19 protein-coding genes and 1 tRNA gene are annotated in these 23324 nt (G+C 59.1%); 8 read left to right on the forward strand and 12 right to left on the reverse strand.

The features are described 5' to 3' along the window. Positions 1 to 24: 24 nt before the first annotated feature. Positions 25 to 1434, reverse strand: coding sequence for a DUF1501 domain-containing protein (locus tag WJU23_RS06270; RefSeq protein WP_346331687.1), 1410 nt, complete (start codon positions 1432 to 1434; stop codon positions 25 to 27). A gap of 98 nt (positions 1435 to 1532) precedes the next feature. On the opposite strand from WJU23_RS06270, the gene moaC reads away from it, so the two are divergent. Both moaC and WJU23_RS06280 read left to right on the forward strand, forming a co-directional pair. After that, positions 1533 to 1988 (forward strand): cyclic pyranopterin monophosphate synthase MoaC, encoded by a 456-nt coding sequence (gene moaC / locus WJU23_RS06275; RefSeq protein ID WP_346331688.1) that lies wholly within the window; start codon positions 1533 to 1535, stop codon positions 1986 to 1988. A gap of 7 nt (positions 1989 to 1995) precedes the next feature. Beyond that, the gene (locus WJU23_RS06280) at positions 1996 to 2493 is read left to right on the forward strand and encodes a MogA/MoaB family molybdenum cofactor biosynthesis protein (protein WP_346331689.1); all 498 of its coding nucleotides are present in this window, start codon (positions 1996 to 1998) and stop codon (positions 2491 to 2493) included. 16 nt (positions 2494 to 2509) lie between these two features. Here WJU23_RS06280 and WJU23_RS06285 read toward each other — a convergent pair whose 3' ends face one another. The 3 genes from WJU23_RS06285 to WJU23_RS06295 form a co-directional block, all read right to left on the reverse strand. After that, a complete protein-coding gene (locus WJU23_RS06285) occupies positions 2510 to 3607 on the reverse strand; it encodes an aminopeptidase (protein WP_346331690.1) in 1098 nt (365 codons plus the stop codon). Positions 3608 to 3696: 89 nt separating this feature from the next. Next, positions 3697 to 4590, reverse strand: a complete 894-nt coding sequence (locus tag WJU23_RS06290) for a S1-like domain-containing RNA-binding protein (protein ID WP_346331691.1) — start codon at positions 4588 to 4590, stop codon at positions 3697 to 3699. A gap of 73 nt (positions 4591 to 4663) precedes the next feature. After that, the gene (locus WJU23_RS06295) at positions 4664 to 4894 is read right to left on the reverse strand and encodes a hypothetical protein (RefSeq protein WP_346331692.1); all 231 of its coding nucleotides are present in this window, start codon (positions 4892 to 4894) and stop codon (positions 4664 to 4666) included. A 373-nt stretch (positions 4895 to 5267) separates the two neighbouring features. On the opposite strand from WJU23_RS06295, the gene WJU23_RS06300 reads away from it, so the two are divergent. Beyond that, positions 5268 to 8678 (forward strand): immunoglobulin domain-containing protein, encoded by a 3411-nt coding sequence (locus WJU23_RS06300; protein ID WP_346331693.1) that lies wholly within the window; start codon positions 5268 to 5270, stop codon positions 8676 to 8678. 24 nt (positions 8679 to 8702) lie between these two features. Here WJU23_RS06300 and WJU23_RS06305 read toward each other — a convergent pair whose 3' ends face one another. Beyond that, a complete protein-coding gene (locus WJU23_RS06305) occupies positions 8703 to 9194 on the reverse strand; it encodes a hypothetical protein (RefSeq protein ID WP_346331694.1) in 492 nt (163 codons plus the stop codon). Between the two features lie 172 nt (positions 9195 to 9366). On the opposite strand from WJU23_RS06305, the gene WJU23_RS06310 reads away from it, so the two are divergent. After that, the gene (locus WJU23_RS06310; protein WP_346331695.1) at positions 9367 to 10089 is read left to right on the forward strand and encodes a hypothetical protein; all 723 of its coding nucleotides are present in this window, start codon (positions 9367 to 9369) and stop codon (positions 10087 to 10089) included. 109 nt (positions 10090 to 10198) lie between these two features. Further along, entirely contained in the window at positions 10199 to 10516 is a 318-nt protein-coding gene (locus tag WJU23_RS06315; protein WP_346331696.1) for a hypothetical protein, read from the forward strand. Between the two features lie 906 nt (positions 10517 to 11422). Here the strand turns inward: WJU23_RS06315 and WJU23_RS06320 are convergent. From WJU23_RS06320 to WJU23_RS06335, 4 genes are all read right to left on the reverse strand, one after another. Further along, positions 11423 to 11499: transfer RNA gene (locus WJU23_RS06320), tRNA-Asp, on the reverse strand. A gap of 79 nt (positions 11500 to 11578) precedes the next feature. Next, positions 11579 to 12229: a hypothetical protein gene (locus WJU23_RS06325; protein WP_346331697.1), complete on the reverse strand. Its 651-nt coding sequence runs from the start codon at positions 12227 to 12229 to the stop codon at positions 11579 to 11581. 21 nt (positions 12230 to 12250) lie between these two features. Then, positions 12251 to 13045, reverse strand: a complete 795-nt coding sequence (locus WJU23_RS06330; RefSeq protein WP_346331698.1) for a deoxyribose-phosphate aldolase — start codon at positions 13043 to 13045, stop codon at positions 12251 to 12253. Positions 13046 to 13167: 122 nt separating this feature from the next. Then, positions 13168 to 14367: a M6 family metalloprotease domain-containing protein gene (locus WJU23_RS06335; RefSeq protein WP_346331699.1), complete on the reverse strand. Its 1200-nt coding sequence runs from the start codon at positions 14365 to 14367 to the stop codon at positions 13168 to 13170. Positions 14368 to 14574: 207 nt separating this feature from the next. On the opposite strand from WJU23_RS06335, the gene WJU23_RS06340 reads away from it, so the two are divergent. The 3 genes from WJU23_RS06340 to WJU23_RS06350 all read left to right on the forward strand — a co-directional run bounded on the left by WJU23_RS06340 (position 14575) and on the right by WJU23_RS06350 (position 19973). Beyond that, complete coding sequence (locus WJU23_RS06340; protein ID WP_346331700.1) at positions 14575 to 15549, forward strand: SAM-dependent methyltransferase; 975 nt, start codon at positions 14575 to 14577, stop codon at positions 15547 to 15549. Between the two features lie 141 nt (positions 15550 to 15690). Then, a complete protein-coding gene (locus WJU23_RS06345; protein WP_346331701.1) occupies positions 15691 to 16860 on the forward strand; it encodes an efflux RND transporter periplasmic adaptor subunit in 1170 nt (389 codons plus the stop codon). After that, complete coding sequence (locus WJU23_RS06350) at positions 16857 to 19973, forward strand: efflux RND transporter permease subunit (RefSeq protein ID WP_346331702.1); 3117 nt, start codon at positions 16857 to 16859, stop codon at positions 19971 to 19973. The genes WJU23_RS06345 and WJU23_RS06350 overlap by 4 nt, the downstream gene beginning before the upstream one ends. A 4-nt stretch (positions 19974 to 19977) precedes the next feature. On the opposite strand, the gene WJU23_RS06355 is transcribed toward WJU23_RS06350, so the two are convergent. The 3 genes from WJU23_RS06355 to bioA all read right to left on the reverse strand — a co-directional run bounded on the left by WJU23_RS06355 (position 19978) and on the right by bioA (position 23267). Then, entirely contained in the window at positions 19978 to 21282 is a 1305-nt protein-coding gene (locus WJU23_RS06355; protein WP_346331703.1) for a glycosyltransferase N-terminal domain-containing protein, read from the reverse strand. Between the two features lie 70 nt (positions 21283 to 21352). Then, positions 21353 to 21916 carry a 16S rRNA (guanine(966)-N(2))-methyltransferase RsmD gene (gene rsmD, locus WJU23_RS06360; protein ID WP_346331704.1) on the reverse strand — a complete coding sequence of 188 codons (564 nt, stop codon included), beginning with the start codon at positions 21914 to 21916 and terminating at the stop codon, positions 21353 to 21355. 76 nt (positions 21917 to 21992) lie between these two features. Next, positions 21993 to 23267, reverse strand: a complete 1275-nt coding sequence (bioA, locus tag WJU23_RS06365) for an adenosylmethionine--8-amino-7-oxononanoate transaminase (RefSeq protein WP_346331705.1) — start codon at positions 23265 to 23267, stop codon at positions 21993 to 21995. Between the last annotated feature and the right edge of the window lie 57 nt (positions 23268 to 23324).

Below are 23324 nucleotides of genomic sequence, written 5' to 3' on the forward strand. Positions count from 1 at the left end.
CCGCTAAAAATATCAGTCCCGGCATTACGCCAAAATATCCTTCACCACATGGCCATGCACATCCGTGAGGCGGAAGTCGCGGCCGGCGTAACGATAGGTCAGCGCTTCGTGATCCAGGCCCAAAATGTGCAGAATGGTGGCGTGGAAGTCGTGGATGTGGATCTTGTTTTCGGTGGCGAAGTAGCCGTAGTCATCGGTGGCTCCGTAGGCCATGCCGCCTTTCACACCGCCGCCGGCCATCCACATGGTGAAGCCTTCTGGATTGTGGTCGCGGCCGTCGCCGCCCTGGGCGGTCGGGGTGCGGCCAAATTCACCGCCCCAGATGACCAGGGTGTCTTCCAGGAGACCGCGTGATTTGAGATCGTGCAGCAGACCGGCGATGGGTTTGTCCACCTCGGCGGCATTTTTTGTGTGGCCTTTGATCAGGTCGCCGTGCTGATCCCACTGCACGTTGGCATCGCTATGAGTGACCTGGATAAAACGTACGCCGCGCTCGGCAAACCGGCGGGCCATCAGGCACTGACGTCCGAAGTTTTGCGTCACCGGATCATCCATGCCGTAAAGCTTACGCGTGGCCTCCGTCTCACCGGAGACATCCTGGAGTTCAGGCATGGCCGACTGCATGCGGAAGGCCAGTTCAAAGGAATTGATGCGGGCCTCCAGGGCGGCATTTTCACCGGTCACGTCCAGGTGGTTTCGGTTCATGCGGCTGGCCAGGTCCAGTTGCAGACGCTGCAAAGAGGGCGACTTCAGCGGACTGTGGATGTGCCTCACCACGGCCTGGTCCGCCGGCACACTCGCATTGCCCATCGGAGTCCCCTGGGCCCAGGCCGGCAGGAAAGCGGCCCCCCAATTGTTCACTCCACCGTGCGCCAGGGTGGGACAGATCGTGACAAAGCCGGGCAGATCTGAATTTTCCGTGCCCAGTCCGTAGCTGACCCAGGCGCCGAGGCTGGGCCGCACAAAGGTGTCACTGCCGGTGTGCAGCTTCAAAAGCGCACCTCCATGGGCGGGATTGGTGCCATGCAGGGAGCGCAGGATGCACAGGTCATCCACGCAGCGGGCCACATGCGGAAACAGCTCGCTCACCGGCAGACCGCTCTCGCCATAATTTTTAAATTTCCATGGCGATTTCAGCAGTGTGCTGGTCTTGGCAAAAGTCACGCGAGGCAGGGCAAAAGGAAGCTGCTTGCCGTGGTCCCGGTCCAGGAGCGGCTTCGGATCAAACGTGTCCACATGCGAAGGGCCGCCCTTCATGAAGAGAAAAATCACCCGCTTGGCCCGCGCCGGGAAATGCGGCTTTTTGGCCAGCAACGGATTGTCAGACTGCGCCGCCGCGTTCAGAATTCCCTGCAATGCCACGGCACCAAAACCGGCCGCAGACCGCTGGAGCAGGGCGCGGCGGCTGAAATGATTCTCAAATGCGGGGGGCATGACCATAAGCATATTACGGTCCGAAAAGTTCCTTTTATCTCCCGCAGGGCGCAAGACTTCCATTTGAGCACAGGACGATGTCTTGCCATCATCCCGGTATGCCTTCCCTGACACACCTGGACGATGCTGGAAAAGCCAGCATGGTGGACATCTCTGACAAAACGCCCTGCCTGCGCGAGGCCATCGCCGCTGGCAGCATCCAGATGAGCCCTGAGACGGCGCAGTTGATCCGCGAAAACGGCCTCAAAAAAGGCGATGTGCTCGCCGTGGCCCGCATCGCCGGCATCCAGGCGGCCAAGCAGACCCAGCACCTCATCCCCCTCTGCCACCAGATTCCCCTCAGCAAGGTGGCCGTGGATTTTGAAGTGCAGGAGCGGGAGGTGCAAATCACTGCCACCGTCAAGACCACCGCCGCCACAGGTGTGGAAATGGAAGCCCTGACCGCCGTCAGCATCGCCGCGCTGACCATCTATGACATGTGCAAAGCCGTGGACAAAAGCATGTGCATCACAGATATCCGTCTGCTTTCCAAAACCAAGACTCCCCTGCCCTGATCTGCCCATGTCCGCCAGCACCGCCTCCATCCCCACCGGCATCATCACCATCTCCGACCGCGCCAGCCAGGGCATCTATGAAGACCTGGGCGGCCCCGCGCTGCGCACAGCGGCAGAAGGTTACGGCTGGCAGGTCGTGGCCGAGGTCATCGTGCCCGATGACCTGGAGCGCATCCAGGCCGCCATCCGCTCTTTGATTTCCCAAGGCTGCGGCCTGGTCCTCACCACCGGCGGCACCGGCGTGGACGCACGCGATGTCACCCCGGAGGCCATCCGTAGCATCATGCGGGTGGAGATTCCCGGTTTTGGCGAGCTGATGCGCATGCGCTCCGTGGAGATCACCCCCAATGCCATCCTCAGCCGCAGCCTGGCCGCGATTGTGGATTCAGCGCTGGTCATCGCCCTGCCGGGAAAACCGCAGGGCGCCGTGGAATGCCTCAGCTTCGTTCTCGGAGCCATTCCTCATGCCGTCAAACTGGCCATGCGAGTCCCAACAAGTTGTTAGGCCAATAACTGAGCGCTCAGTTCAGCGGCTTCAGCTCTGGCAGGACAAACTGGCCGTCCTTGCGGATGAGCTGCCCGTCGAAGTGGATCTCCCCGCCGCCATAATCCGGCCGCTGGATGTTTACCAGATCCCAGTGGACCTGGCTGCGGTTACCATTGTCCGCAATGCCCTCATAGGCCTGCCCAGGTGTGAAGTGGAAGCTTCCCGCGATCTTCTCATCAAACAAAATGTCCCGCATCGGCTCGCGGATCTCCCGGTTAAAGCCGATGGCAAACTCCCCGATGTACCGGGCGCCTTCATCACTGTCGAAGATCTTGTTAATCGCCGCCGTGTTGTTCGCCGTCGCATTCACAATCTTGCCCTTGGAAAACTCCAGTTTCACCGTGTCAAAAGCGATACCCTGGTAAATCGTTGGCGCATTGTAGCTGATCACGCCTTCCACGCTGTCCTTCACTGGCGCGCTGAAAACCTCCCCGTCCGGAATGTTGTGGCCGCCGCCGCAGACGATGGACTTCAGCCCCTTCAGGCTGAACCGCAGATCCGTCCCCGGACCCGTGATGTGCACGTCCTTCGCCTTGTCCATCAGCTTCTTCAGCGCATTCATCGCCGGCAGCAGCGCCGCGTAGTCCAGCAGGCAGACCTTGAAATAGAAGTCCTCAAACGCCTGCGTGCTCATCCCCGCCTGCTGCGCCATGGCACTCGTGGGCCAGCGCAGCACACACCAGCGCGTGTTATTGACACGCTCGTTCTGCAGCGGCCGCAGCTTGGCCATCACCATCTTCATCTTCTCCGCCGGCACATCGCTGTTTTCCGTGATGTTATGGCTGCCGCGCACCGCGATGTAGCAGTCCATCTTCTTCATCAGCGCCAGCTCGCTCTCCGCGATGATGTCGTACTGCCCCTCATCTGCGTGGACCATCATCTCACGCGTCACCGTCGTGTCATGCAGCTTCACCACCGGCTTCGCCTTCGCATCCACCACCGCTCGGATCAGCGCCTGGGCCACATAGTTGGGAACATCAAAACAGTCTATCCAGACCATGTCCCCCTTCTTCACCTTGGTGGAATAACGGACAAGTTGGCGGGCAAGCTGGTCAACGCGTGGATCGTGCATGCCCCCGATATAACGGGGACATCGCCTTTGGTAAAGACCGACTTTAACCTGACGCTACCGCCCCCCGTCCTTCGTTCCCGCAACCGAGATCATTCGTCATTTCCCCGCTCCCCCGGCCGCCATTCGGACCCGGTATTCTCGCGGATGTCCACCGCCGCAATGCCGGGATTCGTAAATCGGATGCGCCTCTGCCGGAACAGCGCCCCCAAGGCTTGTTTAAAGGCCTTTTTGCTGCAATCGAAGTTCCGCCGGATGTCCTCCGGCGAGCTGTCATCGTCAAAGGCCAGCGTCCCGCCCTTCGCCTGCAGCACGCCCAGGATCTGGTCCGTCAGCGGTGCCACGCGTTTGTAGCCCTTCGCATCCAAGGTCAGGTCTAGCTTGCCGCCGGGCCGTATGGCACTGATGAAGCCCTTCAATTTTTGGCCTACCTCCAGCTTCGCCCCCACGTTGCTGTGATACAGCAGGCCCTGGTGGGTACCCTCCACCACCGCATTGTAGCCCAGCGGCGTCTCCGCCAGGATCACCAGCGCCACCTGCTGCCCAGGCTTGAATTCCACCGGCTGCTGTTTGTTGAGGTGCTTGTTGAGTTTTGTTGTGGCAATGATGCGGTCGGTTTTCGCATCCAACATCGCATGGGCGATGACCGTCTCCCCCGGATACACCGGCTCCGCTTGCTGGCGGAAAGGCAGCAGCAGATCCTTCGGCAGCCCCCAGTCCAGAAAGGCTCCCACATTCCGGTTCACACTCACGACTTTCAGCGGGGCGGATTCCCCCACCATCACCAGAGGCGTCTCCGTGGTGGCGATCACCCGGTCCTCGGAATCCCGGTACACAAAGACCTCCAGCACGTCATCTATCTGCGTCCCCCGGGGCACATAGCGGTTTGGCAGCAGGATCTCCCCATGGTCCCCTCCTCCCAGGTAAATGCCGTGAGGAGCGCTGTAGAGAACGGGAAGCTGATTGAGTCTGCCAAGGTCTGCCATGTATCCCCCAGCCTAACCCATCCCGCCCGCTGCGAAAGAGCTTGTTGCATTCAGTTTCCGGGAGCTGCCCACTCTAAAGGGCACCGTCGAGAGCATGATCCAGCCTCAGTCTTCCGGAGGCGGGATGCATTCCGGGGGCTGCCTCATAATCTGCATCCGCGTAGTGCCAGTCCAGGTCGCCGTTATGATGAAGGCAGGGGGGAAGCCGGTCAGGATAATAGACGTGCCGGAGACCGCAAGCGACGCCGAGACTGAGATGATGCTCAGCGATGGCTTCAGGCGTCAGCAGGCAGCGTACGCACATGTCTTTGCCGTTCCATCTGCAGCGCAGATGACAAGGATCATTATGGGATAGTCCTGACATAGAATAGGCCTCTTCACGTTGTTGATACGGGGTATCCACAACTTCAGGAAGGGACAGAGATGCTCGGGAGAGCAGCCGCCAGAAGGCTTTAGCACAGGTCTGAAGCTCCCAGAAGGGGTGAATTTCTGGAATTAACTTATTGTTAGCAGAATCAGGAAAGACACGCAAGGAGACACGTGCAATTTGCACAGTTTAAGACAGCTTAATCACCCGTATAAAGTGGAAAAACACGCGAAATGGAATCTAGGTGAAAATTTTATCGCCATCCGTGAATGCTGGGGGTAAAAAGGCATTTCACTCTTAGTTTATGCTTATGTCTTTCAAGGCACCCTTCTATAGCTGTATCGCCCTGCTCCTTGCCGTCACGAGCGGGTCAGTCTGGGCGCAGGTGCCAAGGATCAGTGTAAGCCAGGTGGGGCTGCACTTTATCTGTACGGCAGATGGGCAGCCGGACATGTATAGCTGGAGAAATCCGGTGCCTGATTACAGCGATTGGGGACCAGATGGAAATTATAAAATCCCGAATTTTGATCCTCTTGATCCTGGAGTTAGCGGGGGACGCACGGCGCTTAAGGTGAATGAAAACATTGCGCAGGAATTTGCAATCGAGCATATCTATCCTGAGGATTTTGGCGGTTTAAATTCCCGATTTCGTTTGACGAATTTGCAGCAAATTCATTGGAGCACAGCGGAAGAAGCATCTTCAGGCCGGATGAAGGCACGATATTACTCGAACTATCCTCCTCTGAGCAACTTTCAGCCCGGGAGATATAACACTGTCGCAACTGATAGTGACGATAATTTTGGCAGATACTACGTGAGGCATCCAGGGTATGACTTCAGGAACTGGAACTGGACGTTGCCATACGACACGCCTTTACACATGAACCAGAAACGCATCCAGGCGATGCTGCATCTGGAGCTACGCCTTCCGGAGGGCGGTAGCGGCGAGGGAGACTTTAATCTCTCGTTTGTCATTTCGGGTGTGGATATGAGTACCATCCAGGTCAATGGCGAACAAGTCTTCAGCAGAAACACGTCATTGGTCGTTAAAACGCAAAAGTCGCTGTTTCTGACAAGTCCCAGCACTGAATTGCATACCTTTGCAGATGCAAGAAGGCTAGTGCAGGGACGACGGGCTCCCGCTGTTTCAAACAAGCCGGCGGACGCGGGATATTCTGACGCTCCCAACTCCGCCACCATGAACCTTAACCTGGACCTAGTTTCGAGATATTTCACGGTCTCAGATCATGCAGATCTGGTCTTCAATTCAGATCTGATAACGATCAAAATTTATGACATGCACGTGGCAGCTAACACGACCGAGATGCCGGTGCAGACGGTAGCGTTTAGACTTCCGATGGGAAGAGCCCCCTCGCCTGATTTAGTGGTGGCCGGTTCAGGGCAGGTCCATTACATCACCCCAAGTGGTACGGCTTATCGACATCCGGCCATTCAGGCAATCCGTTGGTGGAGTTTTAGCCGTGATGGGAATGTCGGGCGTTACGAGGAAGGTTTTCCCGGTCAATATGACGCCATAAAAGGACGCTTTTCTGAATGGAGGGTTGCCATCAGCAACGACAGATCGGCGGTGAACAACCTGTCTTTTATAACCAACAAACAAAGAGTGCCTGGAGCGCGTGCGCTGGTCTATGGGTATGATGCCAGCTTTTACCCAGATGTGGGGAATGTCAGTGTGTCTGAACTGATGACGGACCCGGCGAGGCGAATTGAGTATCAGGGACCGGACTATGACCGGCCAGTCCACTATGGAACGGATACGCTGCGCCTGCTGAAGAATGTCAATCCCCTGGTGGCCCGCACGCACCTCAGCGAGAGCGAATTCGAACCTGAAGCAAACTATGCCAATCCAAATCTTCATATGGCTGAGGGATTTGCCGAGGAGCAGCCAAGGTTCGCCCTGCATCCGGTGTCAGCGGTGCTGGAAAGGGGAGAAGAGGTGAGACTTAGTGTTGGAGTAGGGAATGGTCCTGTAACTTATCAATGGCGGTTCAAGGGGGAGCCGATTGATGGCGCGACTAACTCCAGCTTCCTCGTAACGGACATGTCGCCGGAGAAGTCGGGAGCTTATGATGTGGTGGCGACGAACGGGAAAGGAAGTACGCCATCCAAGCCAGCGATATTAAGCGTGCCTGGGCCGGTGATTATTTTGCAGCCAGCGGACATCGTGGCAAACGGAGGCGCGGAGGCTGTCTTCACCGTGACTGCGGAGGGGGACGGGCTGAGCTATCAATGGCGGCGGAACCGGCTGGTGATTGATGGGGCAAACACTTCGACTTTGACCTTGAAGAAGGTGAAGGCGGCCGATGAAGGGAGCTACGATGTATTGGTGGTGAATGTGGATGGCAGGGTGGTGTCTGAGCCGGCGGAACTGAGATTGAAGAGGTCTTTGGCGATCATCAAACAACCGGTTGGCGGGAACCTGCGTGTGGGCGGAAGGGTGATTTTGCAGGTGCAGGCGGTTGGTGAAGGGGCGATGAATTACCGCTGGCGGCGCAATGGCGAGGTGGTGATGAATTCAACGGAGGACCGGCTGATACTGACGTCGGTGGAGGGCGATAACTTCGGCGGGATGTATGACGTGGTGGTCACCGATGAGAGCGGCAGTGTGACCTCTCAAAAGGTGAAAGTGACGGATGTGGGGATGCCACCAATGATCACGCTGCACCCCATGAACCAGACAGCCAGTATGGGCGGGCAGGCGACCTTTAGCGTTCAGGCCCAGGGCGGGAGCCTGACCTACCAGTGGCGGCTGAACGGGGCCAATGTGGCCAAGGGCAAAGGGGCGAGCCTGGTGGTGAGCGGGGTGAAGGAGAAAAACCTGGGGCGCTATGATTGTGTGGTGGAAAACGAGCATGGGAGGACGCTTTCGCAGATGGCAACTCTGAGCCTGAGCTCGGCCCTGAGTTTTACCATGCTGCCGGAAAACGTGACGGTGGCACCGGGTGACGAGGCTGCCTTTACCAGCGAGGCGGCGGGAGAGGGATTGACGCCAAGTTATCAATGGTCATTTAAAGGCAAGGAAATACCGGGCGCGATCTATCCGGACCTGGTCATTCCCAAGGCATCGGTGAGCCAGGCAGGACTTTACAGTGTGACGGCGATCAGTGGTGCTGACAAAGTCACGACCACAGTGATGCTGGGCATTCTGGAACCGGGAGTGCTGGTGTACAAGCTGAGCGGAACGGGTGTAACGACGACGGGGGCGACGCCGACGCGGATGGCGCTGAAGGGATATTTGCTGGTGAACCGCAGTGAGCAGCCGCCGCAAGGGACGCTGCTGCTCGTAAGCAAGGACGGGAAATACAGCCGCTATCAGGAGCAGAACCTGGCCGGGCTGCGGGTGGACTCCACGGGACCTGCGCTGAAGACGCAGACGGCCATCAGTGCTGTCACGGATGAGACGGGGGAACCGCCATTCCGTTCACAACTGTGGCTGCAAGGGGCGGACAGTGTGGTGAAGCTGTCCAAGACGGACCAGACGCTGGCACCGAAGACTCTGTCTGGCAGCGCGCATCAACTGCTGATCGAGAATGAGACAGGCGAGGTGACTTTGGAGACGGTGAGTTTCAAGGCGGCGATGGACATGGCCAGTTCGGCGAGAGCCCGTCAAAACAGAGAGACCTTGTACGAGACGACTGCGCGCCTGACTGCGGACCTGCAAGTGGCCGGGAGTGTGGCGGCGCCGGATGTGGAGCCGTGAAAAAGAAGGCCTGAGCGGGGCGGATCAGAGAAAGCGGCGGCTTTCCTCACAGAGCTGGTTTCGGCGGTTTCGGCGAAGGTGGATTTCCTCCTTCTTGGGGCTGGTGTAACCGGGGGCTCCGTATTCAACCACCACCACGACGTGCTGCGGAGCGGCCTCCAGGGTGACGATGCGGAAGATGGGCACACGCTTGCTACGGAAGAAGGCATGCAGGGGAATGTGCGGGTGACCTGCATTCCATAACCAGCGGCCTGGTGGAAAGTCAGACATGTCGGCGAGAGCCAGGAGGACTTCGCGGATGAGGGGCTCTTCGTGGCGTTTCAGCAGCTTGGAGGCGGCACGGCGGGAGAGCATGTGCTCCAGCAGGGCGGCGGCGGGATTCAGGTGGTCTTCCTCCATCTCCTCAATGGCTTCTTTGGCATGAAAGGCCATGGCCTCGCGGAACTGCTCCCGCGTGATGCGGCCGCTGTCGAGCTGTTGAAACAATTGACGGGGGCTGGGGGGGATTTCAGACACGCGCTTCATTGAAAAGAACGCGCCGGGCGGCTGCAAGGATGTTTTGTACTTTCTGCGGGGCCGCAGCAGAGAAATCCGGGGGAGGAGTTCCCGCTTGCCCTCTGCGGAGAATGTGGAGATGGTACCTGATGTGCGTGCCGGATGCGGCAGGCATGAACCTGTGCCCCATGCCATGAAGACTGTTTCCAAATTCCCTCTGCGCCTCTGCCAGGGTGCCTGTGCCCTGCTGGCGATGGCGGCCCTGACCGGCTGTGAAATGCCGCCGAGAGATGCCTGGCGGATCATCCAGCGGGACGGGTTACTGACGTATTGGGACCGTGAATACAATCCGCAGATCGCCCCGAGCCGGTACTTGTATCCCACGGGAAGGCCGCTGATTCGGGGAGGTGGCACAGTGGCTCCGTATCAGCCAGCTTATTCAGAAAACCGCTATCTGGCCTCAGGCAGCGGGGTGCCCTACCGCCGCCCTGCACCCCGTGTAAGTGAGTGGCAGACGAGCGAAAGCCGCGTGATCGAACCGAAGGCAACAGTGACCCAGGCACCTGAACCGAAACAAAGAATCCCGCTGGAGCCATCGCGGAAGACGAATCCAGTTGCCGTGACGCCGCCAGCGGCAGCTAAACCTGCGATGGACAATCTGCCCTTTGGCACGCCAGTGCCTGGCAGGCCAGGAATGGTGAACAGCCCCTTTGCCACCAAGCAGCAACTGGTGGATGTGACGGGGATGGCGGCTGGCGAGGCGGTGAAGGATCCCTACAGTGGAAAACTTTTCCGTGTGCCGCCTGCTCAGGAGGCTGCAGCAAAGAAAACGGAGCCAGAGCCTGCCGGTGCTCCTGCTACTGAGGCTCCTGAAGCACCAGAAACGTCGCCGGAAGAGGCTAAACCGCAGCCTTGAACGCGCCTTTGGAGGCAATCCGGGTGTTTCATGTGACATTCGGGCTTGATTCCCCCCGTGATGGTGCCACTCTCCGCACCCCGCTTTTAGCATTCCAATACCTGCCACCATGGGCCAGCAACTCAATAAAATCGTCAAACGTCGCCGTCGTAAACTCTATGTCGCCCGCAAGAAAGCTCTTGCAAAGGCCGGCCTGAGCCGCAAGCCCCTTGTCCGCGAGCCGAAGGCCGCCAAGAAAACGGTGAAGAAGGCAGCCCCCAAGAAGGACAAAGCCCCAGCGAAAGCCAAGGCCGCTCCTGCTGCTGAAGCGGTGATCGCACCGGTGGTGGCTGAGACCGCTGCCCCTGCTGTGGAAGAAACCGCGCCAGTGGTTGAAGAGACTGCTGCTCCAGAAGCACCTGCCGCTGAAGAAAAATCGGCCGAGTAATATCGGGCTGAGTTTTTTAACGATCCTTTTAAAAACCCCGCGCAGACTCTGCGTGGGGTTTTTGTTTTTTGGGAGGATGTATACCGATTTCCAAAAAGAGTGTCCGAAATTCGTCTGAGCTTTACTTGGCTCCCTCAGCCCGAAGGGCTGCCTATGAATAGCCGGAGGTCAGGCGAGTCTTGACGAGCTGGACCTCCGGTAACGGGTGACAATGTTTCCACGGTGCCGCCTACTCCAAAGGAGTAGTCCCATCGGCCACGCCCCGGTCATTCTGGCTGCGGCGTGATGGGGCAACCCTGCGGGTTGGTCTTCAAGACGGGTCGTGCTTGCCTGACCGGAGGTTAGCTCGCCGAGGCTCGCGTCACCTTCCGGCTACTCATGGGTTAGCCCTTCGGGCTAGAAAAACGGGCCACACAGAGGCTTGCCTGCGCTCTGGCGAGGTTGCGGAAACCCTGCGGCTGGCAGGAGCCACACGCTTGTCCAACACACGCCGGACACCGGAGGGATAGGACCGCATGCGGAGGAGCTTCAGGCGGGCTTTGGATTGGATGAGCCCCATTCGCTGGCACGGACTTTTTAGACAACCTTTTTGGAAATCAGTATAATTGTTGGCCTAACGGGATATGTAACTGAATCGGGTCGTGTGGCCAGGGCCATTCTGGCACGTGGATTCTAGCATGCGGCTCCAGGGCTTCGGCGTAAGCGGCGCTGCCGAGGCAATGACTTGCGTCTTGCCTCTCTGCTCCGCACTCCGGGACGCTTTGCGGCTGCGGAGATCCTGAGCGGCGCGGAAGCGTCCTGCCCTCAGCATGAGGCCGGGACAGCCTCAAACCTTGGGGGGAAAAGAAACCATCCAGGCATAAAAAAACCCGCTCATTTCTGGGCGGGACTTTTTATGAAACTCACTGGCGGAACGGACGGGACTTGAACCCGCAACCTCCAACGTGACAGGCTGGCGCTCTAACCAATTGAGCTACCGCTCCAGGGCCTCGTGAGTGGACGGAGATACTAGATGATGACGGCGGGCTGGCAACTGAAAAGTGATGTTTTTGTGAAGAAATTTCACTTCGTTTCAGCAGGCAGTTCGATAGCCACTTCGATGTCATCAAAGTAGATGGGTGTCTGCGAATAAGGAGTGGCCCAGATGCTGGCTTTCCCCTGCCCTTTCAGGCCTTTATCGGTATGCGATATTTGGGGTTCGGCGGGCTCGGTGGCATCGGCGGCCCAGGTCTTGCCGGTGATGGTCCACTCATCGCCGTTCTTGCGGGCTTCGAGCTTGATCCAGAGCCAGGCATCGCTGGTCCAGGTAAAGGGGATGCTGGCGTGGGTTTCATCGCTCTTGACGATTTCCAGGGTCTTCTTCGGTGCATTGACAATGAGACGGTAGCCGCTCATGCCGTGCACCGCGATGCCGAAGCGCGGATTGCTGCGGCCCTGCTTGCTGGCGAAGACGCGGGCTTTGATGACGGACTCGCCAGCAGCCGAGGTGGCAAACTGGGCGCTGGCATCCACCAGATTATCCGGGGCGACCATGATGGCTTTATTGCCGTCTTTGGCGGCGACTTTGATGGTGCCATCCACGACGAAGACTTCCTTTGGAGGATCGCCTTCCGGCCAGTCATCGGAGGTGAAGGTGAAGGAGGTGAGGTCGGCGCTGAAGGCCTGGGTCAGCAACAGCAAAGATGAGGCGAGGAGGGCGGGCTTTTTCATCATGGCGGTCTCTTCGTAACTCGTTTAGCGGAGGGGTTCTTTCATGAGGGCCAGCGCCTCCAGGGCGGAGACATCTTCATGCACGATGGCGGAGAGGCTGCGGGCGATGGCGGCGGGGTTCTGGTGCTGCCAGACATTGCGGCCGATGGCCACGCCGGAGGCTCCGGCTTCCATGGCGTCCTCGGTCATTTTTAGCAGGGCGGCATCGTCATTGAGGGAGGCTCCGCCGAGAATGATGACGGGCACCCAGAGCTGGTCTACGACCTTGCGAAACTCGCCCGGTTTGCAGTCAACGGGATAGGGGACTTTGACAACATCGGCTCCCAGCTCAGCAGCGAGGCGAGCAGCGAAGGCGACGTTTTCCAGGGTGTATTTGTCCGTCTGGCCGAGGCCATAGGGGAGGGCTTCAATGATGACCGGGATGTCCAGGTCCATGCTGCTGCGGATGATGTCGGCGCATTCCTGGAAGTTGACGCGCTCGCTGATGGAATTGGGATACAGCATGTTCATGACGGCATTGGCACCGACGGCCTCGGCCTCCTCCACGCCATAGACATTGATGCTGCCTGCGCCGTCGCCGGTCATGCGGGTGTTATAGACATCCGTGCGGAGGCAGATGCCCTTGCCCGCCATGGAATCTGCCGCGCGCATGGCGACGCCCAGGTTCATGACATACCCGTCCACATAGGGGCTGACGGCATCAATCAAAGCGAAGGGATTTTCCATGCCTGGAACCGGGATGGCCACGCCGTGGTCAATCGGAAGAATGACGGTCTTGCCGTCGCGGAAAAAGATTTCGAGATTTTCTTGGCGGTTCATAGCTAGAGACTACGGATGGCGGCGGATGCGCGGGGTGTAAAGAGAGGAAAAGGATCCTCTTTGACAGTGTTGCCGCGGAAGCGATCGTCATAGACAGGGCGTTCGTGCCCGAATATCCGGATTTACTGTAAAGACAGGTCGAAGTAGAGGAGGCCGTTAACGAGGCGGATGTTGCGAAGGTTAACCGGGAAGTTTCTCCCCTCACCGGGCAGGATAAAATCCTTGATGGTTCCATTTGGCCAAGCGACCCAGCGCTTGTTAAGATCTATGCCCGGTACATCGGCAGGGCCGGGCAATTTCAGTTCATAGCGTGGCAGGTCACTGGTGCTCAGGAGACGCTTGATACGCCAGATGAACAAGCCTGCCTGCCCTTCGGCGTCATTGCCCGCAGTGGATCTGTTTTCCAGCATCAAGAACTCTGCACCGACCCCGTCAAGGCTGTTCAGGGGTATGATGAAGGCGTCGTTGGGGTGGTCCTGGATGGGTCTTAACACCAGCTTTTGTGGCGTCCCGGCATCCACGATGGTGGGGTCACACCATCCAAGCCGTGTTTTTGTCCATACACAAAAGCTTCTGGGGTAAATCCCCCGATAACCACCGGCCATGGAGCACCAGGGACCAAAGCTTTCGCGAACGTCTTTTTTTGCGTAGAGGTCTGGCACGCCGAGTATGTGCCCCCATTCATGGCAGAAGACGCCGATTCTCTCGATCTCTCCCGTCGTGAAGTATCGTTTGCTTTCGATCGTGCTTGCGTGCGACCAGAGGATGTTACTGGAAGGTCCAGTGATTGGCCCCGCATGAATGAAGGCAAAGACATCGTAGCCATCCAAGGCGTGGGCTCCTTCCCGCTCACGCAAGAGGTCAAGGGCGGTTTGGAAAAGGCTTTTCTTCGCGGCCTTGAATTCCATGTCATGGATGGCTTGGAATGTATTATCCACACTGAGCCAGTCGAAGACTTTGCCAGTGAGCACGAAGCGCCCGTTTGACTGGATACGATACCAGTCTGCAAGGCTGCCAAAAGAGGGCTTGCCATCTGGCTGCTGGTGATACTCGTCACGCGAGAAGAGCATCTTTTCATAAAACGCTGCGCTGTGGACGGCCTGGTGTTTCTGATCTGCGAACTCAATCAGCAAGGTGGCTACACGGAGCGGTTGCTTTTGCCAGTCACGATCAGCTCCGAAGACGTGGCGCGGAGGCACGGGATTGGGCCGGGTGGACACTTGTGCGCCCGAGACCGTGAAGTGTCCTGCAATGCTGGGAGGCGTGCCGGCCGGCGCTTCTGCGAACAAGGCTGATGCTGTGATGAGCGCCAGTGAGAGCATGGCACAGATGGGGTGCCTCAGACGGCATGGTTTCATAAATGGAATAGATGGCATCCTAATCTGTGTGACCTGCTGGATACGTCCGCTGAGGGGGAGTTCTTGAACGGGGGCGGAGGGAATGTTGGGCTTGCTGACTAAAGCAGTGGAGTCATTGGTGGGATTGGGTTTTGATTGGGAATGCCAGATCCTGTCCCCTTCTCTGCTTTCATGGCGCGTGCTCTGTATGATCCGGAGCGGGGATATTATGCGCGGCAGATCCGGACGGTGGGGGCGAGGGGGGATTTTTCGACTTCGGCGACGATTTCACCGGTGTTTGGCCAGGCGGTGGCGGGGTGGCTGAAACAGGAGTCGGTTTTGCAACCGAAGGTCCGGCATATCATCGAGATCGGCGCGGGCAGCGGCGTGCTGATGGAGCGGGTGCAGAAGAGCCTGGGGTGGTGGCAGCGGCGGAGATTTCAGTGGCACATTGTGGAAACGTCAGATGTTTTGCAGCAGCGGCAGCGGGAATTATTGGGGGCCGGGGTGACCTGGCATAAAGATTTAAAGGCGGCCCTGGAAAAGACTGGAGGTAAGGCTTTCCTTTATCACAATGAGCTGCTGGATGCTTTTCCTGTGACTCTTTTGCAGTGGCATGAGGAGGCCTGGCATGAGGTGCATGTGACGGATGAAGGGCGTGAGGTGTGGGTGCCACTGGCCCGGGATGAGGCTCAAAGGGCGCCGTTTTCAGCGCTGCAAAACTGGCCTCAAAAACAGCCCAGGCAGCGGGTGGAGCTACATGCGACGGCACGAGAATGGATGCAGCACTGGGCACCGGTCTGGCAGGTCGGGGCGATGCTGACGGTGGACTATGGGGACGTGTTTCCAGCGCTTTATTATCGGCGGCCCGGGGGGACCTTGCGGGGGTATTTGCACCAGCAGCGGCTGGAGGGTGCTGAGATCTATCAGAACCCTGGCAGGCAGGACCTAACCAGTGATGTAAATTTCACGGATTACCGTGCCTGGGCGGAGGAGCTGGGTTGGCAGGAGGTGGGCTACGGAACCCAGGCGGAGCTGATCCGAAAGCATGTAAAGAATCCGCCAATAGATAAAGGCGCTTCATTCATCCTGACAGAGGAAGGAGCGGGAGGAGCTTTTAAATATGTGGTGCATCGTTTGTCCAAAGAAGGTCATTTGCACATATGAATTGCCGCGCGGCTGCGTAAATACAATGACTGCGCCTTGAATGCCCTGGCTTGCAAGGCAGTCCCAATGAAAGCGGTGGTTGGTGCGTTTCTGATGAGACCCATCATGACTGCTTGTGAATTTTGCTGATCTATTTCCCACATGCGCTATCCCCCCACGCTATTGGCGATACTCAGTCTGGCGCTCGGCCTGACTGCGTGTTCGCCGTCGAAAGAAGCTGACTCCAAAGCAGGCAAACGACCGCCGCCGTCAGTGCCGGTCGTGGTGGCGACGGTGGAGCAAAAGGATGTGCCGGTGAAGCTGCTGGCCATCGGCAATGTGAGACCAAGGGCTACGGTGGCGGTGAAAGCGCGGGTGACGGGACAAATCTCCGAGGTGCTATTTACGGAAGGGCAGGATGTGAAGGCCGGGGATGTGCTGGTGAAGATTGACCCGGAACCTTTTGAGGTGACGCTGGCGCAGGCGAAGGCGCGGCTGGCGCAGGCCGCAACCCAGGCGGACATTGCAAGGAAACAGGCGGACCGTTATCGCAACCTGTCGCAAAGCGGCGGGGTGTCCCGTGAGGAGGTAGACAACTTCATCAGCACGGCGGATGCTGCGGATTCCAATACGGTGGCGGCAGCGGCGATGGTCAAAGAGGCAGAACTGCAGCTCAGCTATTGCACGGTGATTTCCCCGATCACGGGACGTGCGGGAAGGCGGGCGGTGGATGCGGGGAATGTGGTGAAAGAGGATGAAACGGACCTGGTGGTGATCAACCAGCTCAGGCCGATTGAGGTCATTTTTTCGGTTCCTGAGCAGTATTTCGGCGACATCCAGCGCTACACGAACCTGGGTGAGCTGAAGGTGACCATCACAACGAGCGGCAGTGAGAGCCAGGTGATTGACGGGGTGCTGTCCTTTGTGGACAATGCCATCAAACCTGCCACCGGAACGCTGGAGATGAAGGCGACGATGGCGAATGAAAACCTGACTTTGTGGCCGGGGCAATATGGCGAAGTGGCTCTGACGCTGACGACGCAGCCGGATGCCCTGGTGATACCGGCGACGGCGGTGCAGACAGGACAGGACGGGCAGTATGTTTTCCTCGTCAAGGATGACAGCACCGTGGATGTGCAACCCGTGACCATTGAGCGGACGCTGGGTGCGGAAGCCATCGTGAGCAAGGGACTGAAAAAGGGGGATGTAGTGGTCATTGACGGCCAGTTGCGCCTGGTCAGGGGCAGCCGGGTGGAGATCAAGCCGCCGGTGGGGATGACACCGCAGGCGGATGAAGCGGCAAGCAAACTGTCCCAGGCCCAAATCCAATGACCCCGGAACGCTGCATCCACCGGCCGGTGATGACCACACTGGTCATGGCCGGCATTCTCGCCTTTGGCATGCTGGCTTTTCAAAAGCTGCCGGTCAATGACCTGCCCAACGTGGACTTCCCGACGATTTCCGTCACGGCCAGCATGCCAGGGGCGAATCCGGAGACGATGGCGGCCTCCGTGGCGACGCCGCTGGAACGGCAGTTTTCGACCATTGCGGGCATTGACTCCATGAGCAGCACAAGTGCGCTGGGGACGACGAACATCACGATCCAGTTCAATCTGGACCGGAGCATTGACGGAGCCTCGCTGGATGTGCAGTCGGCCATTTCATCGGCGCTGCGCTACCTGCCGGATGACATGCCGAGCATCCCGTACTTCCGCAAAGTGAACCCGGCGGATTTCCCCATCCTGATCATGCAGCTGGGATCTGACACGCTGCCCATCTCCACCGTGGATGAGTACGCGCAGACGGCACTGGCGCAGCGCATCAGCATGGTGGAGGGGGTGGCGCAGGTGCGTGTCTTTGGCTCGCAAAAATATGCCGTGCGGGTGCAGGCGGATCCGCTGAAACTGGCCTCCAAGGGCATCAGCCTGGATGAGGTGAGGGCGGCCATTGAGGCAGGCAACAGCAACCTGCCAGCCGGGACCCTGCAAGGGGATGAGCAAAACTTCACGGTGCAGACGAGCGGCAAGCTGACCACCGCGGAAGAGTTCCGGCCATTGATTGTTGCTTACCGGGAAGGCGCACCCGTGCGCCTGGAGCAGGTGGCCAATGTGCTGGACAGCGTGGAGGACAACCAGATCGCCAACTGGTCCAGCAAGGGCAAGCGTGCCATCTTGCTGGCGGTGCAAAGGCAGCCAGGGGCCAATACGGTGGCGGTAGTGGACGCAGTGAAGGAGCTGCTGCCATCTGTGAGTGCGCAGATGCCGGCGGGCATGGACCTGGAGATCCTCATTGACCGCTCCCATGCCATCCGTGAATCCGTGCATGATGTGCAGCTCACGCTGGTTCTCACCATCGGCCTGGTGGTGGTGGTGATTTTCATGTTCCTGCGCAACCTGCGCGCGACCATCATCCCCAGCATCGCCATCCCACTGTCCATTGTGGGGACGTTTGCGGTGATGCACCTGCTGGGCTTCAGCATGAACAACATCTCCCTGATGGCGCTGACGCTGAGCGTTGGCTTCATCGTGGATGACGCCATCGTGGTATTAGAAAACATCGTCCGCCATATTGAAAAGGGGGAGTCCGTCTGGGAGGCCGCGCTGAAAGGATCCAAGGAGATCACCTTTACGGTCATTTCGATGACGTTGTCTTTGGCAGCGGTGTTCCTGCCGGTACTGTTTATGGGCGGCATTTTGGGACGGTTGCTGAATGAATTCGCCATCACCATCGGGGTGGCCATTTTGATCTCCGGCTTTGTCTCGCTGACTCTGACGCCGATGCTGTGCAGCCGCTTTTTAAAACCTCACCAGAAGCAGGAAAAGCATGGCTGGTTTTACCGGGTAACAGAACGGTTTTTCGACGGGCTGCTGAAGGTGTATGATGTCACGCTGAAGTTCAGCCTGCGGCACCGTGTGAGCATGATGGTGGTGACGCTGGGCACAGTGGTGGGGACGGCGTGGCTGTTTATGCATCTGCCCAAAGGATTCATCCCGACCGAGGATACCGGCCAGGTGATGGTGATGACAGAAGGGGCGCAGGACGCCTCTTTTGAAACGATGGTGCGGCATCAGCAGGCGGTGGCAGAAGTGCTGGCCAAAAATCCGCATGTGAAGACCTTCAGCTCCAGCGTGGGGGCCAGCGGCTCCAGTTCCACAGCCAACAGCGGGCGCATGTTTGTGAGCCTGAAGCCCCGCAGCGAGAGGCCCTCCGCTTATGAAATTGTGGACACGCTGCGACCGCAACTGGCGGCGATCCCCGGCATCCGCGCCTTTCCCCAGGTGCCCACCAGCATCCGCATCGGCGGGCGCAGCACCAAGAGCCCCTTCCAGTTTACCCTGGCCGGGGTGGACCTGAAGGAGCTGTTTGAAGTGGCTCCGAAGATCGAGGCGCAGATGGCCGCGCTGCCGGAGCTGACGGATGTCACAAGCGACCTGCTCATCACCAGCCCGCAGGTGTTTGTGCAGGTGAACCGCAACAAGGCGGCCTCCCTGGGGGTGACGGCCACGCAGATCGAAAACGCCTTATACAATGCCTATGGCTCGCGCCAGGTGTCTTCCATCTACACGCCGACTAACCAATATTATGTACTTCTGGAGGTGGACCCGGCCTACCGCGCGGACATGGAATCCCTGGGCCTGCTTTACATCCGGGGGGCCAACAGCGAACTGGTACCGCTGTCCAGCGTGGCCACCATCAGCCGCACAGTGGGACCGCTGACGGTGACGCACTCCGGCCAGCTTCCAAGTGTGACGATCAGCTTTGCCACCAAGCCCGGAGTCTCCCTGGGACAGGCCGTCACGGCCATCAATGAGGTGGTGGGCAAGGATCTGCCAGCGGGCATCACCACCGCCTTCCAGGGGGAGGCGGAGGCGTTTCAATCCTCGCTAAAGGGCCTGGGCCTGCTGCTCATCATGGCGGTGGTGGTCATCTATCTGGTGCTGGGCATTCTGTATGAGAGCTTCATCCATCCGCTGACCATTCTCTCCGGCCTGCCCTCCGCAGGGATGGGGGCGCTGGTGACGCTGTGGGCCTTTGGTTATGAACTGAATCTGTATGGCTTTGTGGGCGTGCTGATGCTCATCGGCATTGTGAAGAAGAACGCCATCATGATGATTGACTTCGCCCTGGAGGCGGAAAGGACGGAGGGCAAGAAACCTGCGGAGGCCATTTATGAAGCCTGCCTGGTGCGCTTTCGCCCCATCATGATGACCACCTTTGCCGCCATCATGGGCGCGCTGCCCATCGCCCTGGGCCTGGGTGCCGGAGCGGAGGCCCGGCGGCCGCTGGGTCTGGCCGTGGTGGGCGGGCTGCTGCTTTCGCAGTTGCTCACGCTGTACATCACCCCGGTATTTTACATCTATATGGACAAGCTGAGCCATCTTTTCCGCAAGGAGAACAAGGTGGGCCATGTCGAGGAGGGCACGCCTGCCCCCGTGGCGGCGTGAAGTTTTAAAGGAGATCCACCGTCTTCGCAGTCGCACCTTCATGGAGGGAAAGGGCAGCGTGGCCGTTGTCGCCGAGGGTTTGGCGTTGGGCGGGGTCGTCTAACAAATGATTGAGTGAGGTTTCCAAGGCGACCACATCGGGGACTTGAACGGCGCCTTGGCGGACCAGGAGGAGGTCAATGAGGGCCTGGAAGTTTTCCATATGGGGGCCAAAGAGGACGGGCTTGCGGGCCATGACAGCTTCAGCGGGATTTTGACCGCCGGTGGCGAGGAAGCTTTTGCCGACGACGACGAGGGTGGCCAGTTCCTGCCAGGCACGGAGCTCGCCGGTGGTGTCAATGAGGAGGTCCAAGGTGGGGGCCTGGATATGGCTGCGGCACTGGGGCTGAAGACCGGCGGCGGTGAGCTCCTGCATCAAGGCGGCGGCGCGCTCGACATGACGGGGCACGATGAGCAGCGCGAGTGAAGGATGCTTTTGGCGGAGACGCAGAGTCATCTGCGCCAGCAGGATTTCCTCCCCCGGATGGGTGCTGGCGAGCAGGAGCGTGGGCTGATTGGACGTGATGCCTGCGGTTTCCAAAACAGCACGCAAGGCCTGCACCTGGGCGACATCCGGGGCGGCTCCCTGGGGATCAAACTTGATGCTGCCCGTATGATGCACACGCTCCGGTGGCAGGCCGAGACCGGTCCAGCGGCGGACGTCTTCCGGCTCCTGCACGAGCACCTGGTGCAGCAGCCCAAAGATGGGCTTGATGAAGAAACCGAACTTCAGGAAGCGGCGCTCCGAGCGGGGCGAAAGGCGCGCATTGACCAATGAAACCGGAATGCCGCGATGCACGGCGGAGGAGACGAGATTTGGCCACACCTCAGCCTCCACCAGGATGAGTTGTGCGGGAGTAAGCTGGCTGAGAAAGCGTGCGCCCACGCCGGGAAGGTCCAAAGGGGAGTACAAAACGACGACTTTGCCTGCCTGACTGGCTGCAAACCCAGCGGCCTGTGCATAGCCGGTGGGCGTGGTGGTTGTGAGGATGATGCCGGTCTGCGGACGAGTTTTTAAAAGCAGGGCGATGAGCTTGGTGGCGATGCCCACCTCCCCGACACTGACCGCATGGATCCACAGGCGGTCTTTGCCCCCAGGCAGGGCGGCGACGGCCTGAAGCTGCGTCTCGGAAAAAGAGCCGAGCCTTTGTGCCAGGTCCCGCCAGTGGCCGCCGCGCTGGCGCATCTTGCGGATGGCTCCCGGCAGCATGCAGAGCACGCCGATGGGGAGGACAAGATTATAGAGGCAAAGGCTGAGAATTTTAGACATGCGGCAGAGGGCGGCCTGATAACGGCGGAAAATACGATGGTGGATTCCATGCCATCGCCCGGCGCGGACGCTACCGCTTTCTCAACCAGAGAATGCGGGTGCTGCCGTATTCACGGTCCCGCACCATCTCCCAGGGGCTCCAGTCCTCAAGCCCATGGCGTGTGGCCCGGCACTCCAGGATGAGGCTACCGCCGGGCGCAACGAGGCTTTGCAGATCCGGCATCTGGGCGAGCTTTAAACTGAGGTCTTCCTCCCCCGGTTTGTTCGCATAGGGCGGATCGGCAAAAACGAGGTCAAACACGGCACTTCCCTGCCCTGCCATTTGGGGCAGCATTTTGAAGACATCGCCCTGCCTCACTGCAGCGCTTTCAAGCCGGGTCTTGGTGATGTTTTTGCGGATGACGTCACAGGCCGCGCGGTCCTGCTCGATGAGCAAGGCGCTGGCGGCCCCTCGGCTGAGGCATTCCAGGCCCAGGGCACCGGAACCGGAGAAGACATCCAGCACACGGGCATCCGCGACGAGGTCCCCCAGCATGTTAAAAATGGCCTGTTTCACCCGGTCCTGGGTGGGACGGGTGACGTTTTTGGGGACTTCCAGGGGGATGCCCCCGGCACTGCCTGAGGTGAGCCGCATGGGGGAGAATAGAAGATGGATGCCGATTGGACAATCCGTGACTTTTGAAATAGGCGATTTGTGGAAAGTCAGCCGCTTATGAGGAAGTCGGGGCAGCGACCTCGGAGATGGCCATGCGCAGGGCCTGGACCATAGTGGTCAGCTCCACATGGGTGGCTGCGAGCGGGGGCATGAGGACAAGAGTATCCACCACAGGCCGCGTGAGCAGGCCGTGCTGGCGGGCGGCCAGGCAGGTCTTCACCCCCATGAGCCGCTCCGGGGCATAAGGACCGATCTCGATGCCGGCGATCATGCCGCACTGGCGGATGTCCATGACAGAAGGCAGATCGCGAAGGGTGGTGAGGAGGTGAGTGAAGTGGGCGACTTTTTCCGGCAAATGCTCCAGCACACGTTCCTCACGAAAGACCTGGAGGCTGCCCAAGGCGGCGGCGCAGCCGAGCTGGTTGGCGGTGTAGCTGTGCCCGTAATAGAAAGCGCGACCAGGGCCAAGGAAGCCTTCGAAGACACGCTCGGTGGTCAGCGTGGCGGCCAGCGGCAGATAACCACCGGTTAGGCCTTTGGCCAGGCAGAGGAAGTCCGGAATCACGTCCTCATGCTGGCAGGCGAACATTTTGCCAGTGCGGCCGAAGCCGGTCATCACTTCATCCAGGATAAGAAAGATGTCGTGCTGGCGGCACCAGTCGCTGAGAGCTTTTAACATGCCTTTGGGCCAGAGGCGCATCCCGGCGCTGCCTTGGATCAGCGGCTCGATGATCACAGCAGAAAGACGTTTTATTTCATCTCTTGTTAGGTCATCCAGAGCCTCCAACGTGGGCACGCGCTGGACCCGATAACCAAAGTCATTGCCACTGCCTTTGAAGATGGGAATGCCTCCCACACTCGCCGCACCTAGGGTATCCCCGTGATAAGCGCGATCAAAAGCCAGGATGGTATCGCGGGACGGATGGCCGTTTTGCTTCCAGTATTGCAAGGCCATGCGGATGGCGCATTCGATGGCCGTGGAGCCATTGTCCGAATAGAAGACGCGGCTGAGGTCGCTGCCAGGCAGCAGGTCCACGAGTTGTTTGCCCAACTGGATGGCGGGTTCATGGGTGAAGCCGAGAAAAGACGTGTGGGCCACCTGGTCCAATTGCGCACGGATGGCGGCATTGATCGTCGGATGTCCGTGCCCGTGGATGTTGGTCCAGATAGAACTGTTACCATCCAGATATTCCCGGCCGTGCTGGTCCTTCAAATAACAGCCGTGACCGGAGACGAGCATCAGCGGTTCATGCCCTTCCTCACACCACGCCTGCATCGGCGTGAAGGGGTGCCAGAGGTGGCGTTTTTCGGTCTGAAGGAGGGAGGTCATGGAAGCAACGAAGATCCAGGGACGAAGTCCTGCGGGACGCAGGACTTAGCACGCGGG

Origin of the sequence: Prosthecobacter sp. SYSU 5D2, from assembly GCF_039655865.1 — a bacterium.
Taxonomy (GTDB): Bacteria; Verrucomicrobiota; Verrucomicrobiia; order Verrucomicrobiales; family Verrucomicrobiaceae; genus Prosthecobacter.

Coding starts and splice junctions, on each gene's coding strand:
- WJU23_RS06335 (WP_346331699.1), bottom strand. CDS start 14,367: ATGCTCTCACTGGCGCTCATCACAGCATCAGCCTTGTTCGCAGAAGCG.
- WJU23_RS06300 (WP_346331693.1), top strand. CDS start 5,268: ATGTCTTTCAAGGCACCCTTCTATAGCTGTATCGCCCTGCTCCTTGCC.
- WJU23_RS06290 (WP_346331691.1), bottom strand. CDS start 4,590: ATGGCAGACCTTGGCAGACTCAATCAGCTTCCCGTTCTCTACAGCGCT.
- WJU23_RS06355 (WP_346331703.1), bottom strand. CDS start 21,282: ATGTCTAAAATTCTCAGCCTTTGCCTCTATAATCTTGTCCTCCCCATC.
- bioA (WP_346331705.1), bottom strand. CDS start 23,267: ATGACCTCCCTCCTTCAGACCGAAAAACGCCACCTCTGGCACCCCTTC.
- WJU23_RS06325 (WP_346331697.1), bottom strand. CDS start 12,229: ATGATGAAAAAGCCCGCCCTCCTCGCCTCATCTTTGCTGTTGCTGACC.
- WJU23_RS06330 (WP_346331698.1), bottom strand. CDS start 13,045: ATGAACCGCCAAGAAAATCTCGAAATCTTTTTCCGCGACGGCAAGACC.
- WJU23_RS06315 (WP_346331696.1), top strand. CDS start 10,199: ATGGGCCAGCAACTCAATAAAATCGTCAAACGTCGCCGTCGTAAACTC.
- WJU23_RS06340 (WP_346331700.1), top strand. CDS start 14,575: ATGGCGCGTGCTCTGTATGATCCGGAGCGGGGATATTATGCGCGGCAG.
- WJU23_RS06350 (WP_346331702.1), top strand. CDS start 16,857: ATGACCCCGGAACGCTGCATCCACCGGCCGGTGATGACCACACTGGTC.
- WJU23_RS06270 (WP_346331687.1), bottom strand. CDS start 1,434: ATGCCCCCCGCATTTGAGAATCATTTCAGCCGCCGCGCCCTGCTCCAG.
- WJU23_RS06280 (WP_346331689.1), top strand. CDS start 1,996: ATGTCCGCCAGCACCGCCTCCATCCCCACCGGCATCATCACCATCTCC.
- WJU23_RS06295 (WP_346331692.1), bottom strand. CDS start 4,894: ATGTGCGTACGCTGCCTGCTGACGCCTGAAGCCATCGCTGAGCATCAT.
- rsmD (WP_346331704.1), bottom strand. CDS start 21,916: ATGCGGCTCACCTCAGGCAGTGCCGGGGGCATCCCCCTGGAAGTCCCC.
- WJU23_RS06310 (WP_346331695.1), top strand. CDS start 9,367: ATGAAGACTGTTTCCAAATTCCCTCTGCGCCTCTGCCAGGGTGCCTGT.
- moaC (WP_346331688.1), top strand. CDS start 1,533: ATGCCTTCCCTGACACACCTGGACGATGCTGGAAAAGCCAGCATGGTG.
- WJU23_RS06285 (WP_346331690.1), bottom strand. CDS start 3,607: ATGCACGATCCACGCGTTGACCAGCTTGCCCGCCAACTTGTCCGTTAT.
- WJU23_RS06345 (WP_346331701.1), top strand. CDS start 15,691: ATGCGCTATCCCCCCACGCTATTGGCGATACTCAGTCTGGCGCTCGGC.